This is a genomic window from Paenibacillus sp. PvP094 (genome assembly GCF_040546835.1).
Lineage (GTDB): Bacteria > Bacillota > Bacilli > Paenibacillales > Paenibacillaceae > Paenibacillus > Paenibacillus illinoisensis.
Map to the genome: position 1 here is coordinate 4395106 of NZ_JBEPOM010000001.1, position 13882 is coordinate 4408987.

Genomic DNA, 13882 nt, shown 5'->3' on the forward strand with positions numbered 1-13882 from the left:
TAGCTGCGCACAGTGAACAGCATTGTGTAATCAATAGAACCATTATTCAGATAAAACCGACAGATCGGTTTTATTTTTTTTAAGTAAAAATGATGTTTTCTTTCTGCAACGCTTAGCTTTAAATGAACGAAACCGTTCAAATTCGGTTTGTCTAATGTTAAAATACATTTATTATGAGATAAAGATATGACAGGTACAATAAAGAGGAGCCAGGGGGAAGGCCAGACATGACCAGAACAGATTACCCAGTAGAATTGGCTGAACCACTGCTTTCGCTGCGCAAGGCAATGGAGCAGACAGAGGACCATACTGCTGTACATGCGTTAACAGATCTGATGAGCAAGGCAGAGATGAAGCAATTGACGATCGCGTTTTGTGGACACTTCTCTGCAGGAAAATCAAGTTTGATCAATAGTTTATGTGGTAAACGGGTGCTGCCATCAAGCCCTGTGCCGACAAGTGCCAATGTGGTGTCCATTCGCAATGGCGCGCCGCGAGCGCTGATTTATACGGCAGCTAACGAAAGCGCTGACAATCAGGAAGTACTCGCAGATCCGCTTGAAGTCTCTCCTGAGCAACTGGAAGAGTACTGCAAGAATGGTGGTGCATATCGTTCCATTGAAGTGTGGGATGACATCCCATTGCTGGCAGATGATGCTGTGCTGCTGGATACACCAGGTGTGGACTCGACTGACCGGGGACATGGCTTGGCAACACATTCGGCGCTTCACCTTGCTGATGTGGTCTTTTATGTGATGGATTATAACCATGTTCAGTCTGAGAGCAATTTGTCTTTCGCCAAAAGCCTGTCAGATTGGGGGAAGCCGCTGTTTCTCATCGTGAATCAGATTGATAAGCATAGGGAACGGGAGCTAGTGTTTGACGAGTATGTGAAAGGTGTAGAGGCGATTTTTGACGCGTGGGAAGTCAGATATGATGGGCTCTTGTTCACTTCGCTTCGCGATAAGGATCATCGTTATAACCAATGGAATGTGCTCCCTGATTTGATTCAACACATGTTGAACGAGAAGGAAGCACTCATTCGTCATAGCCTTGCAAGTTCGGCCAGTCATATCACCGAGCAGCACATCATTAGACAGGCTGAACGGCGAGAGGACGAAGAGGCAGCTCTGCTGGACGAAATCGGAGGACAGGAAGGCATTGAACGACTTGAACGAGAGCTGGATAAGTTAAAGGCTGAAGAAGACGAGCTTCGTGCCAAGCCCTCACGGGAGCGTGAGAAGTTCCGGGGGGAGCTGGAGTCCCTGTTATCGAATGCCAACCTCACTCCTGCAGATATCCGTACTTCGGCCGCATCCTATCTTGAGAGCCGGAAACCTGGATTTCGGGTAGGATTGCTTTTCTCAGGTGGGAAGACCGAACAGGAAAAGCAGCGCCGTGCAGCTGAGCTCGTTAAAATGCTGCAGGATCAAACTTCGGGTCAAGTGGAAGTGCATATTCGCACCATGCTTCGGAAGCTGGGAGAAGCCCATCAGCTGTGGAACACGGACTGGGAACAGGCATTGAATACTGAACTGCCTGTTCTGGATGAAGCACTATTGGAGATGAAACGAAGCGCTGGCGCAGAGGTGTCTCCCGAGTATGTGCTTCAATTCAGCACGGAGGTGCGGGGCGAGATTGAGGCCCGCTACCGCAGGTCGGCCATGATGTTGGTCGACCGGATGCTTGAGGCGCTGGGCGCGCAGGGCGAAGCCGCGCTTCAGGCGCTGGACGCCAGCCGCGCAGCGGTGCTGGCGCAATCCGCGGCGGCGGCGCGCTATACGGCGCTGCAGCGCGCCGCCGCCGCCGAGGCAGCAGGGCTGCGCAGCCTGCTGCCTCCTGCGGGCCCTCTCCCCTCCGGGCTGTTGCCGGAGGTGCAGGGCCCGCATGTGCCCGCGCAAGAGCCGAGCGAAGCTCACGGCTCTGACCCGGGCACATCCGCGTCTGTGGCTGCGCAGCCACAGACGGAAGCGCCGCCGCGCAAAGCTGCGGCGCACATGCAGCCGGCGGCTGGCGCACAGCGCCGCCGGCGCCTGGACGCAGCTGCGGCACGGCTGGAAGCCGCTGCTGCGCTGGTAGAGCCGTACCCCGCCATGGGGTCGGCGGTACGGGATCTGCGTGCACGCGCGGCTTCGCTTGCGGGCGGCACGTTTACCCTGGCGCTGTTCGGAGCCTTCAGCGCCGGCAAATCCTCCTTCGCCAACGCGTTGCTGGGCGAAGCTGTACTCCCTGTATCGCCGCATCCAACGACAGCGGCGATTAACCGGATCATGGCTCCGGCCGGAGGAGCGGAGCATGGAACGGCCCGGGTCCGCATGAAGACCCTGGCCGCGTTTCAGGAAGATCTGGCCTATTCCTTCCGTTTGCTTGGATTGGGCGAACCGGGAGCGGATTGGCAGAAACGGGTCCAGTCCTTATCGCCCCAAGATGTACATCCCGCAGGACGGCCGCACTACAGCTTCCTGCAGGCGGCAGCTGCAGGCTGGGATGACACGATGGATCAGCTTGGTCAAGATGTTCAGGTAGACCTTAACGGATACCGAAATTTTGTGGCCAATGAACGGAAATCCTGCTTTGTCGACAGCATTGATCTGTACTACAGCTGTGACGTTACGGAGCAAGGCATTGTGCTGGTCGATACACCTGGGGCCGATTCGGTGAATGCCCGTCATACGGGTGTTACATTCAATTATATGAAGAATGCGGATGCGCTTATCTTTGTAACCTACTACAACCATGCTTTCTCCCAGGGGGATCGACAGTTTCTCAACCAACTGGGACGGGTGAAAGACAGCTCGGCCATGGACCAGATGTTTTTCGTGGTGAATGCCAGTGACTTATCATCATCCGAAGATGAACTTGAACAGGTACTGGAGCATGTCAGTACGCAGCTTCGAACGAATGGGATTCGGGCCCCACGATTGTTTCCGGTTTCCAGCCTGCTTGCCATGGAAGGCAAAAGCATGGGAGATGCGGATATGCTTGAGCAATCCGGTTTCCTTCGTTTTGAGGAAGAGTTCAATCGGTTTGCCGGCACAGAACTTGCTGACCTTGCGGTTGGAGGTTCTGCCGAAGAACTGTCGAGGGTTATCCAGCGGTTAGATCAGCGTGCACACGATGCGGTTCAGGGTGAAGAAGTGCTGCAGCAGCGGAGGCAGGAACTGCATGCCGTCATGGATCAGTCTCTCGTGCGAATCCGAACCCTTGCCGAGCGCTCCATGAGAGAAGAGCTTGCTCAGGAGACGGCTGAATTGCTCTTTCATGTCAGACAGCGGCTGGGTTATCGACTGGGACTCTTTATGGCAGAAGCGTTTCATCCTTCCGTTCTGCGGGAAGACCGTGGTAATCTAAAAGGTGCATTTGCAGCATGCGGACGTGAACTGCTGCGTATGATCGCTGTAGAGCTGGAACAGGAATTGCTTGCGACGACACTCCGACTGGAACAGGCAGGGAAGAGCTGGTTAATGAGACAGATCGATGATTGCGTTCAGGAACTTAAAGAGCGATCAGGCGGAATGGATCTTTCGCTTGCTTTTAATGAGAACTGGAGTACACCTGTGCTCGAGGAAATCCGGCTGGAGGAACCGTCAGGATGGAAAACGTATCTCAGTTACTTCCGCAACCCGAAGCAATTCTTTGAAGGTGAGGGGAGACAACGACTCCAGGAAGCGCTCGACCCGGTCATCAAACAAATGGTTGCTGGCGCTCTTCCTGCTGCACAGGAAAAACTGGTTCAGTTCTATGATGCCCAACTGCACCAGTCGCTGCAGCATCAAGCCAGCCAGTTGGAAGAGCGACTGAAAGAAGCTGTTGCCGCATTGAATGAGACACTGACAAGTGGCGTTCCAGCAGAGGAATGGCACAGTCTTTCAGCCCAAGTGCAGCAATTCGTACACGAATAAGTATACACGTAGAGTGTATGCATATGTATCTTCAAAAAGGCTCCTGACCGACCAGGTCATACAGGGAGCCTTTTTTTGTCCGAACAACCTGAAACAAAGAGAATATTCAAACATTTGATTGATAGGTGGTCTTTTATTCCTGTTAATGACGCATTAAGGAGAAAGTAGCCTGAATATGGTCAGTTATTCGCTTTGCCGCGAATGGGGGACGGTGATAAACTTCATAAATGTTCATACCGTTTTTGAACGAGACAAGAGGAGGAGAAACATGGATGTTCTCAGGCAACTGCAAACCTTTTTTTGGGAAAAGCGCACGTATTTATTTGTATCAATCTTGTTCCTCGCCATAGCGACCGCGCTCGGGCTGGTGTATCCGAATTTGCTCAGGATACTGATTGATGATGTAATTATACCGCGCAATTTTGAAGACGTTCCCATACTTGCTTTAACCGTGTTAGGTGTTGTGATTTTGAAAGCGGGTATGCAGTTTTTACACGGGTTTTATGGAGGACGCCTTGGTAACTTCCTGGCGTACCGACTGCGTAACGCATGTTACGAAAAGCTTCAATTTTTATCCTTCCGGTATTATGATACGGCCAAGACGGGTGATCTGATGTCCCGCCTCACGGGAGACCTGGAAGCCATCCGCAACTTTATCGGATTTGGCTTCGCACAGATCCTCAACATGGTTTTGATGGTCGTATTCGGCGCAATCATGATGATGACGATGAGTTGGCAGCTTACCCTGCTGACGCTCATATGTATTCCTCTGCTTGCCTTTGTTGCGCTAAGATTTGAATCCCAGATCCATCCTGCATTCCAGGAGATGCGACTGGCGCTCAGTTCATTGACGACAGCCGTACAGGAAAATATTACTGGAGTGCGTACCGTAAAATCTTTTGCACGTGAGCCTTACGAAGTGGAGAAGTTTTCCACACGCAACGAGCGTTATAAAACGAATCAGATTCATGCTGCAACATTGTGGAGTCGTTATTTTCCCATCATGGAGATTCTTGCTTCTGTAAGCGTTGTACTCCTTCTTATCATTGGAGGAAGAATGGTCATTAATCGGACCTTGTCACTTGGTGAACTCGTTGCCTTTTTCAGTTTGATCTGGTACATAATCGGACCAATGTGGAACCTTGGATTCCATATCAACAACTATACGCAATCCAAAGCTTCGGGCGAACGGGTGCTTGAACTGCTGAATACACCGGTGGACGTGCAGGAGACAGAAGATCCAATCATTGTCGAGGCTGATCAGGTAAAGGGGCATGTAACGTTTGAATCTGTAACCTTTGCGTATGGCAATAAAATGGCGGCCGTAACCGATATCAATTTTGATGCACCTCCGGGCTCGGTTATCGGTTTCCTCGGAGGCACAGGTTCCGGTAAATCCACCATTATTCAGCTCTTGATGCGTGCGTATAACGTCAATTCGGGAACCATCAAATTGGATGGCAAAAATATTAAGGACATGGGGATACGCAGCTTGCGGAGCCAGATCGCATCCGTATTTCAGGAAACGTTCCTGTTCTCTTCCAGCATACGCAACAATATCTCGTATGGTCTCAAAAACGTAAGCATGGATGACATTATTCGGGCAGCGAAGCTGGCCAAAGCACATGATTTCATTATGGAGTTTCCGGACGGATATGACACGGTTGTTGGTGAACGAGGCATGGGTCTCTCCGGCGGTCAGAAACAGCGGATTGCGATTGCAAGAGCCTTGCTCAAAAATCCGAAAATTCTAGTACTTGATGATGCAACTAGTGCAGTGGATATGGAGACCGAGCATGAGATCCAGTCCGGTTTCCAGGAAGTTATGCGAGGAAGAACAACCTTTATCATTGCACACCGGATTTCCTCACTGCGACATGCAGATGAGATCCTGGTACTGGATGAAGGGCGTGTCGTTCAGCGCGGCACACACAAACGTCTTATTGAAGAACCTGGACCATATCAGGATGTTTACAAAATTCAATACGCAGACTACATCGCCCGCGGCAAGCGGGAGGCTGGGGAGCAGGTGAACTCATGAGTGCCGAAACGGTAGCAGACAGGCGCGAGGTCAAAGGGACCTCTGAGAAGAATATAAATGAACGATTCGTTTATCAGGACGATGAGATCATTGAGAAACCGTTTAACTGGAAAGAATTTGGACGTTTGTTCGGCTATATGAAACCTTACGCAAGGCAGCTTCTGCCGCTGATCATATTGATGATGATTTTGGGTACGATCACGAAATTATCGGTTCCTTTCTTGATCAGTCTGGCGATTGACAGAGCCATAGCACCGGAGAGCGGACTGCCAAGCATGACCCTGTTATATATTATTGGGGGTTCGGTACTCCTGCTCTATCTCATTCAATGGGCTGCCAATACGTACCGGATCAAATTAACCAACATTATAGGACAGCGGGTCATTTATGACCTTCGCTCGGATCTGTTCAAACATATTCAGAAACTGTCCTTTAACTTTTTTGACAAAAGACCGGCGGGGTCCGTACTCGTTCGTGTCACGAATGATATCAACTCATTGCAGGATTTGTTCACCAATGGTGCAGTCAACGTCATGATCGACTGCGTGCAGTTATTGGGAATTATCGTTATTTTGATGCTTATCAACTGGAAACTCGGCCTTGCCGTTATTATTACGGTACCGATCATGTTTATTATCTCCACCAAGCTGCGCGTATTGATCCGCCGTGCCTGGCAGGATGTACGCATGAAGAACTCCCGCATCAACTCCCACTTGAATGAATCCATTCAGGGGATTCGAGTGACTCAGGCGTATACACAGGAAAAAGAAAACATGAAATACTTTGACAACATGAACATGTCCAGCAAAAAATCATGGGACAAAGCATCAGCCATGAACCAGGGCTTTGGACCGCTTATTGAAATTACCGGCGGTTTCGGTACATTGATCCTGTTCTGGTTTGGTGCCTACCTGATTCAAGATGGTCAGTTAACTGTTGGTTTGCTTGTAGCCTTCGCCAACTATGTCGGTAACTTCTGGGATCCGATCAACCGTCTGGGCCAGATGTACAATCAACTGCTGGTAGCTATGGCTTCCTCCGAACGTATTTTCGAATTCATGGATGAGGAACCAAGCATTGCAAACAAACCGGGTGCGAAGCCGATTCCTTCTATTAAAGGCGATATCGTTTTTGACAATGTCGTTTTTGAATACGAGAAAGGCAGACAGGCGCTTAAAGGAATCAGCTTTAAGGCTGCAGCAGGCGAGTCCATTGCACTGGTTGGTCACACCGGCTCAGGAAAAAGTACAATTATCAACCTGATTAGCCGCTTCTATGATATTTCCGGAGGAAGACTGACGATTGACGGCCATGATATACAGGATATTACGGTTGAGAGTCTGCGCAGTCAGGTAAGCATTGTCTTGCAGGATACCTTTATCTTCTCCGGAACGATTCGAGACAATATTCGATTTGGCAGACTGGATGCAACAAATGAAGAAGTGGAGGAGGCTGCGAAGGCAGTCAATGCTCACGAATTTATTATGAAGCTGCCTGGTGGATATGATACGGAGGTTGAAGAAAGAGGAAACGTGCTGTCCATGGGACAACGGCAGCTGTTGTCCTTCGCCCGTGCCTTGCTCGCGGATCCACGGATTCTTATTTTGGATGAAGCAACAGCAAGCATCGATACCGAGACAGAGCTCAAAATTCAGGAAGCACTGAAAGTGCTGCTTAAAGGCAGAACCTCTTTCATGGTCGCTCACCGACTCTCGACGATCCGGAATGCAGATAACATTATTGTGCTCGATCACGGTGAAATCAAGGAAGAAGGAAACCATGAGCAACTTATCCAGAAACAAGGAGTTTATAATGGATTAATAGAAGCTCAATACAGATTTTTGTAAAAATTGATCGAAAAAACACAAAAAATCTTGTAAAATTCACAAGAAAAATAGGGAGCACCCTTGCAATCTTTAACCAAAACCCCGAAAATAGAGAGACAGATATAGAAGATTTCTCTTTGGGAGGATTGGAAAGAACATGTGGGGTGCTCCTTTTACGGCTCAAGCCAAAAAAATGCTACTGCTGGGTAGCGGAGAATTGGGAAAAGAGGTCGTTATTGAGGCCCATCGACTGGGAGTGGAAACGATCGCTGTTGATCGTTATGACAATGCACCTGCCATGCAGGTAGCACACCGGTCTTACTGCATCGACATGTTAGATGCCGAAGCTTTGAAACAATTGATCCGCAAGGAAAAACCTCATTACATCGTACCGGAGATCGAAGCGATTGCGACAGATTCCTTGTTGGAGCTTGAAGAAGAGGGATTTTGTGTTGTGCCGACGGCACGTGCTGCCCGTTTAACCATGGATCGCGAAGGCATCCGGCGTTTGGCGGCAGAACAATTGAAACTTCCGACAGCAGCCTATCTATTTGCGAACAACTTGGAAGAGCTTCAAGAAGCCGTTCGTGAACTGGGTACACCTTGTGTGATCAAACCATTGATGAGTTCTTCCGGTAAAGGGCAGAGTGTATGCCGCACGCCGGATGACGTGGAGAATTGCTGGAATATCGCTCTTTCTGGAGCGCGCGGCAAATCTGTACGTGTCATCGTGGAGAGCTTTGTGAAATTTGACAGTGAAATAACGCTGCTCACCGTAAGATCTGTATCAGGAACTGTATTTTGTCCTCCGATTGGTCACATTCAGAAGGATGGAGATTATGTCGAATCTTGGCAGCCGCATGCAATGACTCCGCAGCAATGGGAGCAAGCTTGTCATATTGCCAAGTCTGTTACCGATGAGCTAGGTGGTTATGGACTGTTCGGTGTCGAACTATTCTTGACTTCGGACGGAGTTGTGTTCAGCGAGGTATCACCTCGTCCGCATGATACAGGTATGGTTACCATGGTAACGCAAGATAGCTCCGAGTTTGCGCTGCATGTGCGTGCAATTCTGGGTTTCCCTGTAACAGATGTACATCTGCTTACACCTGGAGCCTCAGCTACGCTGAAGGCCAATCATGAAACATCCGACTTTACTATAGGCGGGATTGAAGAAGCACTGGCTCTTCCACGTACGCAGGTTCGTGTATTTGGCAAACCTGAGGTCAAAGTGGGACGCCGGATGGCTGTGGCACTTAGTGCAGGCCACGATGTGGAAGAAGCTCGAAAAACGGCGGTTCAAGCCGCAAATATGCTGAAAGTGGAGGTAAATCATGTCCAATAATGCCCAGGCCCCTGTACTGACGATCCGAGAGTGTGAACTGCGAGATGCTGAAGCGGTAACGGGACTGATGCGAGAGGTCAGCTATCCGACAACAGCCAATGTTATGAAAGAGCGCATTGAAGGTTTGGAGAGTAATCCAAACGCGTGCATGCTTGTTGCCGAAGTGGATGAACAAATTATTGGTATGATCGGCTTGCAATGTGTGCAAAGTCATGCCTATCCAGAACCTGCCGCTCAAATTACGTCCTTGATTGTAGGGCAAGAGTACCGTGGAGGCGGAATTGGCCGTCGTCTGATGGCTCGTGCTGAGGACTGGGGCAGACAGCAAGGTGGGAAACAACTGTTTGTCACCGGTGCGAATCGTGAAGTTGCTTCATCAACGTATTCTTTCTATGAGCATATTGGCTTTCAAAAGAGAGGATATCGTTTCAGTAAAGTCCTTCTATAGAAAAGATTCTTCAAAACAAGGTACCTATTCCTCAACCAGATCGTTGATGTACAGGTAACTCGAGACATTCGGACAAGATGTATTTATTCCGGATGTCTTTTTTTTGGTTAAATAAGGACGCCCCTTAAAGGATGGTTTTCATATATGATAGTGTGTAGTAGGCAGTCCACATGAAAAAAACTGTTAAGCCATATACAATTGGGACAGGCAATGAGGCTATCATGTATTTGGTACCCTATCAAAACTATAATCCAACTTCTACTGCACCTACGGAAATAGGTTCATGTCTTAAAGCGTGACTTAAACATTTAAACCAGTTTGATGCTTTTGAAACGAAGTTAAAGATTACAAAAAAGTAACTTTTCCATAATTTATAGGTTCACATCACTCGTATGAATTGGTATACTGCTAGAGTATTCATTACAAAGTTGTAACTAATTAATTTTCGAGGAGATGAATGAATTTGAAAAAGAACTTGTTGAAAACCGTCGTCGCTGGAAGTCTGACAGCTGTACTGGCCGTAGGAATTATGCTCCCTGCTTCTGCTTCTGCGGCAGAGGTGTCCACATATAAAGCTACAATTAAACTTACGGATGCAACTAGCCTGAAAACATTGCTTGAAAAGTGGATGAAGGATAACGGAATTACGGTATCGAATGGTCAGGTTGTTAAACAACCGACAGCAAAGCCGGAAACAACAAAACCAGAAACAACAAAACCAGAAACAACAAAACCAGAAACAACTAAACCGTCTCAACCAACGCAAGAAGAGAAACCGGCTCCTGCACCAACGGAAAAACCGGAGAACAGCGGAAGCACTGGCAACACAGGTAATACAGGTAACAACACAAGCAACAGTGGTAGTGAGTCGGCTCAATCCGATTTCGCAGCACAGGTTGTAAAACTGGTGAATGCTGAGCGTGCCAAAGCAGGTCTGAGCGCACTGGCATCCGATGCACTTCTGGATAAAGTCGCTCTTGCCAAAGCAAAAGACATGAGCAACAACAACTATTTTGATCACCAATCACCAACGTATGGTTCTCCATTTGATATGATGAAACAATTTGGAGTAACTTACAGCTATGCTGGTGAGAACATCGCCAAAGGTCAAAAAACGCCTCAGGAAGTCGTTACTGCATGGATGAACAGTGAAGGACACCGTGCGAATATCCTGAGCAAAAACTTTACTCAAATCGGTGTTGGATACTACAATGGTTACTGGGCTCAAGAATTTATCGGCAAATAAGTCATTTGAATGAATAACGTTCAGATTTAAAATCGAAAAAAGGTTATGTCGGCACAGCGAAATCTGTGTGAGGCATAGCCTTTTTCCATTTATAAATTTTAAAAAAGAATAGAGCGGCAAAATTTGCAAATTAACGACAGAACATTTATGTTATTTAGAAAAAGCGTCATCTTAATGTAAAACCATTTTAAATTATAAACACCCAACCAGGTGTATATGAGCGGAGATGTGATGAATGAAAAGAAAAACCCTTGATTCAGCGCCATGGATCTGGAGAACGATCAGTACGGTGTCCATTTTGGCAACACTTCTGTTATTATTCGGTTTTGGTTATGCCATAAAAGACGTCATCTATCCTGAGGGGGACTCAGCTTTAGGGACGGGGCAGTCGACGAAAACACCGGCTGATGAGGCCAGCAAACCTGCAGCTCCAGTTGATGATGGTAAAATTCGAATCGCCGTTATTGGTGATTCTCTGGCTAGAGGCACGGGGGATGATGAAGGACTGGGCTTTGTAAGACGTGCAGGTAATATTTTAAAGGAACAGGGACATGATGTTCAGGTTCTGAACAACCTGGGAGTTAATGGCCTGAGAACGGATGCACTACTAAGTAAACTGGATGAACAGGGTGTACGCTATGTACTCCAGCAGTCCAACTTTATTTTATTGTCCATTGGAGCTAATGATCTCTTTCAGGGTGGACAGGTATTGCAGGGTGAGGATCCGCCGACCGCCGAAAAGCTGGCTGCAGCATTGCCTGAAACGTCCAAGCGTCTCCAGGAAATTTTGAAGAAAGTTAAGGAGATCAATCCGGAAGCACAGATTGCGTACATAGGTTTATACAACCCGTTTGGGGATGTGAAGGAGCTGGAGGTTCCCGGCAATGCGGTTGTAGCTGCATGGAATGATGCTGCGCTCCAAATCTTGAACCAAGAGGATAAGATGACGCTTGTACCCACCTTTGACTTGTTTGAAAATCATCTGGGCGAGTATCTCTCTTCCGATCACTTTCACCCGAATGGTGCAGGATACGAGGAGATTGCGGTTCGGATCGCGCAGGAATATCAGGCTGAAACACAGGCAGAAGGGAGCACGAACTAATGGCAGAGCCGCAGAGCGATTATGTACTGTCTGTGCAGCATCTTAAGAAAAAAATAGGACGCAAATGGATTATTAAAGATGTCACTTTTGAAGTGAAACCCGGAGAAATTTTTGGTTTTCTCGGCCCGAACGGAGCGGGGAAAACAACAACCATCCGGATGCTCGTTGATCTGATCAAACCGACAGAAGGCAATATTAAAGTCTGTGGTTACGATGTGAATCGCGATCCTGAGCGTGCTCTTCAATATGTCGGTTCCATCGTGGAAAATCCGGAGGTGTATACATACCTGACAGGTTGGGAGAATCTGGAGCACTTTGCCCGGATGCAGCCTGGTGTTGATCATGCCCGTATTCAGGAAGTGGTGGATATTGTCCGTCTGGATCAACGGATTCATGATAAAGTGAGAACCTATTCGTTAGGCATGCGCCAACGGTTGGGTATCGCCCAGGCCCTGCTTGGACGCCCACGTCTGCTAATTCTGGATGAGCCTACCAACGGACTTGATCCCAAAGGGATTAAGGAGCTTCGGGTGTTTATCAAACAACTTGCAAGCGAAGGGATGGCTGTATTTGTCAGCAGTCACCTGCTGAGTGAAATTCAGCTTCTGTGTGACAGGGTTGCAATTATAAGTGCAGGCCGCGTTCTTGCCGTTGGAGGCGTAGATGAATTAATTGAAGATCACTCCAAATTCGCCATATGGCATGTCTCACCTCTGGAGGAGGGCAGAAAAATGCTGCTTGACGCAGGTATTGCGTTAGTGGATCGCCCTGCCGAGGTGATGGATGATACCATTATCGCAGGGCTTGGATCCAATGCGGTTGTTGCTGAAATGCACGAGGATCGCATATCGGGTCTAGTGAATCAGATGGTACAGGCAGGGATTCAGGTTGAAGGTGTACAGCGGGTTCAGCCGACACTGGAACAATTATTCTTAAAGATGACAGAAGGTGAATCCATTGAGTAATATCATGCCGCTCATCCGAAATGAAACGATTAAGATGGTGAAGAAGAAACGTCTTTATATTATATTTATTGTACTTGCGGTTCTGGTTCCGATGTTTACGTATGCCCAGATGAAATCTGCGGAAAATAACCGCGACAAGTTTGGTGGCGACTGGAGACTTGAACTTCAGCAGGCAATCACGGATAATCAAAATTCACTGGGCAGCGACCGGGTGCCTGAGGAATACAAGAAGTACCGCACGGTTTATATCCAGCAGATGCAATATTATCTGGAAAATGATGTGAATCCGGAGGAGCCCAATGGTGTAACTTTTACCCGGGAATTCATGAATAATGCGGTTGGCTTGTTTATTCCACTGCTTATTATGGCCATTGCCTCGGACCTGGTGTCGGGTGAGCGCACAACAGGTACCATCAAGATGCTGCTGACTCGTCCGGTCAAACGCTGGAAGGTACTGCTCAGCAAACTGGTCACCCTGATTATGTTTGTGTCTATAATCGTCGTATCTGCGTATATTATCTGTTACGTTATATCAGGTGCAGTATTCGGATATAAAGGTTTCGGCATGCCGATCTTTACCGGATTCAAGGTTGTGGGTACGGATGTGGATCTGTCTGCTGTACACGCCGTGGATCAATGGCTGTATCTTCTCATGCAGGCTGGATTGATATGGTTTGTGAGCGTCATTGTGGCCATTCTGGCTTTCATGGTTTCCGTACTGGTTCGCAGCACGGCAGCAAGTATTGTTATTATGATGGCTGCGCTTATCGCAGGAACCATTCTCACGAATATGGCTGCCTCTTGGCAGTCAGCCAAATACCTGTTCATGGTTAATCTGGAACTTCCGGATTATTTGTCCGGCGGATTGCCACCGATTGAAGGAATGAATTTGGGTTTTTCCCTTATTGTGCTTAGTGTTTGGGGCATTGCCTCACTCATTGTGTCATTCCTTGTCTTTACGAAACGGGATATCTTGAATTAAAATGGACAAGGATAAGAAAACATCT

9 protein-coding genes are annotated in these 13882 nt (G+C 48.1%); all 9 read left to right on the forward strand.

Going from position 1 to position 13882, the window contains the following annotated elements; all coding sequences use genetic code 11:
• The first annotated feature begins 227 nt into the window (after window positions 1–227).
• Complete coding sequence (locus ABIC22_RS20285) at window positions 228–3902, forward strand: dynamin family protein (protein WP_354483344.1); 3675 nt, start codon at window positions 228–230, stop codon at window positions 3900–3902.
• Window positions 3903–4170: 268 nt separating this feature from the next.
• Window positions 4171–5943 (forward strand): ABC transporter ATP-binding protein, encoded by a 1773-nt coding sequence (locus ABIC22_RS20290; RefSeq protein ID WP_354483346.1) that lies wholly within the window; start codon window positions 4171–4173, stop codon window positions 5941–5943.
• Entirely contained in the window at window positions 5940–7790 is a 1851-nt protein-coding gene (locus ABIC22_RS20295) for an ABC transporter ATP-binding protein (protein ID WP_354483348.1), read from the forward strand. The genes ABIC22_RS20290 and ABIC22_RS20295 overlap by 4 nt, the downstream gene beginning before the upstream one ends.
• Window positions 7791–7926: 136 nt before the next feature.
• Window positions 7927–9114 carry a formate-dependent phosphoribosylglycinamide formyltransferase gene (purT, locus tag ABIC22_RS20300; RefSeq protein WP_354483350.1) on the forward strand — a complete coding sequence of 396 codons (1188 nt, stop codon included), beginning with the start codon at window positions 7927–7929 and terminating at the stop codon, window positions 9112–9114.
• The gene (locus ABIC22_RS20305) at window positions 9104–9562 is read left to right on the forward strand and encodes a GNAT family N-acetyltransferase (RefSeq protein WP_095292715.1); all 459 of its coding nucleotides are present in this window, start codon (window positions 9104–9106) and stop codon (window positions 9560–9562) included. The genes purT and ABIC22_RS20305 overlap by 11 nt, the downstream gene beginning before the upstream one ends.
• 463 nt (window positions 9563–10025) lie before the next feature.
• The gene (locus tag ABIC22_RS20310) at window positions 10026–10808 is read left to right on the forward strand and encodes a CAP domain-containing protein (protein WP_354483352.1); all 783 of its coding nucleotides are present in this window, start codon (window positions 10026–10028) and stop codon (window positions 10806–10808) included.
• A gap of 235 nt (window positions 10809–11043) precedes the next feature.
• Window positions 11044–11910, forward strand: coding sequence for a GDSL-type esterase/lipase family protein (locus tag ABIC22_RS20315; protein ID WP_354483354.1), 867 nt, complete (start codon window positions 11044–11046; stop codon window positions 11908–11910).
• A complete protein-coding gene (locus ABIC22_RS20320; protein ID WP_127540396.1) occupies window positions 11910–12875 on the forward strand; it encodes an ABC transporter ATP-binding protein in 966 nt (321 codons plus the stop codon). The genes ABIC22_RS20315 and ABIC22_RS20320 overlap by 1 nt, the downstream gene beginning before the upstream one ends.
• Window positions 12868–13857 carry an ABC transporter permease gene (locus tag ABIC22_RS20325; RefSeq protein ID WP_095292704.1) on the forward strand — a complete coding sequence of 330 codons (990 nt, stop codon included), beginning with the start codon at window positions 12868–12870 and terminating at the stop codon, window positions 13855–13857. Before ABIC22_RS20320 ends, ABIC22_RS20325 begins: the two co-directional genes overlap by 8 nt.
• Window positions 13858–13882: the final 25 nt, after the last annotated feature.

Excerpts from the sequence above, each read along its gene's own strand:
- ABIC22_RS20285 (WP_354483344.1), top strand. The coding sequence starts at position 228 with ATGACCAGAACAGATTACCCAGTAGAATTGGCTGAACCACTGCTTTCG.
- ABIC22_RS20290 (WP_354483346.1), top strand. The coding sequence starts at position 4,171 with ATGGATGTTCTCAGGCAACTGCAAACCTTTTTTTGGGAAAAGCGCACG.
- ABIC22_RS20295 (WP_354483348.1), top strand. The coding sequence starts at position 5,940 with ATGAGTGCCGAAACGGTAGCAGACAGGCGCGAGGTCAAAGGGACCTCT.
- purT (WP_354483350.1), top strand. The coding sequence starts at position 7,927 with ATGTGGGGTGCTCCTTTTACGGCTCAAGCCAAAAAAATGCTACTGCTG.
- ABIC22_RS20305 (WP_095292715.1), top strand. The coding sequence starts at position 9,104 with ATGTCCAATAATGCCCAGGCCCCTGTACTGACGATCCGAGAGTGTGAA.
- ABIC22_RS20315 (WP_354483354.1), top strand. The coding sequence starts at position 11,044 with ATGAAAAGAAAAACCCTTGATTCAGCGCCATGGATCTGGAGAACGATC.
- ABIC22_RS20320 (WP_127540396.1), top strand. The coding sequence starts at position 11,910 with ATGGCAGAGCCGCAGAGCGATTATGTACTGTCTGTGCAGCATCTTAAG.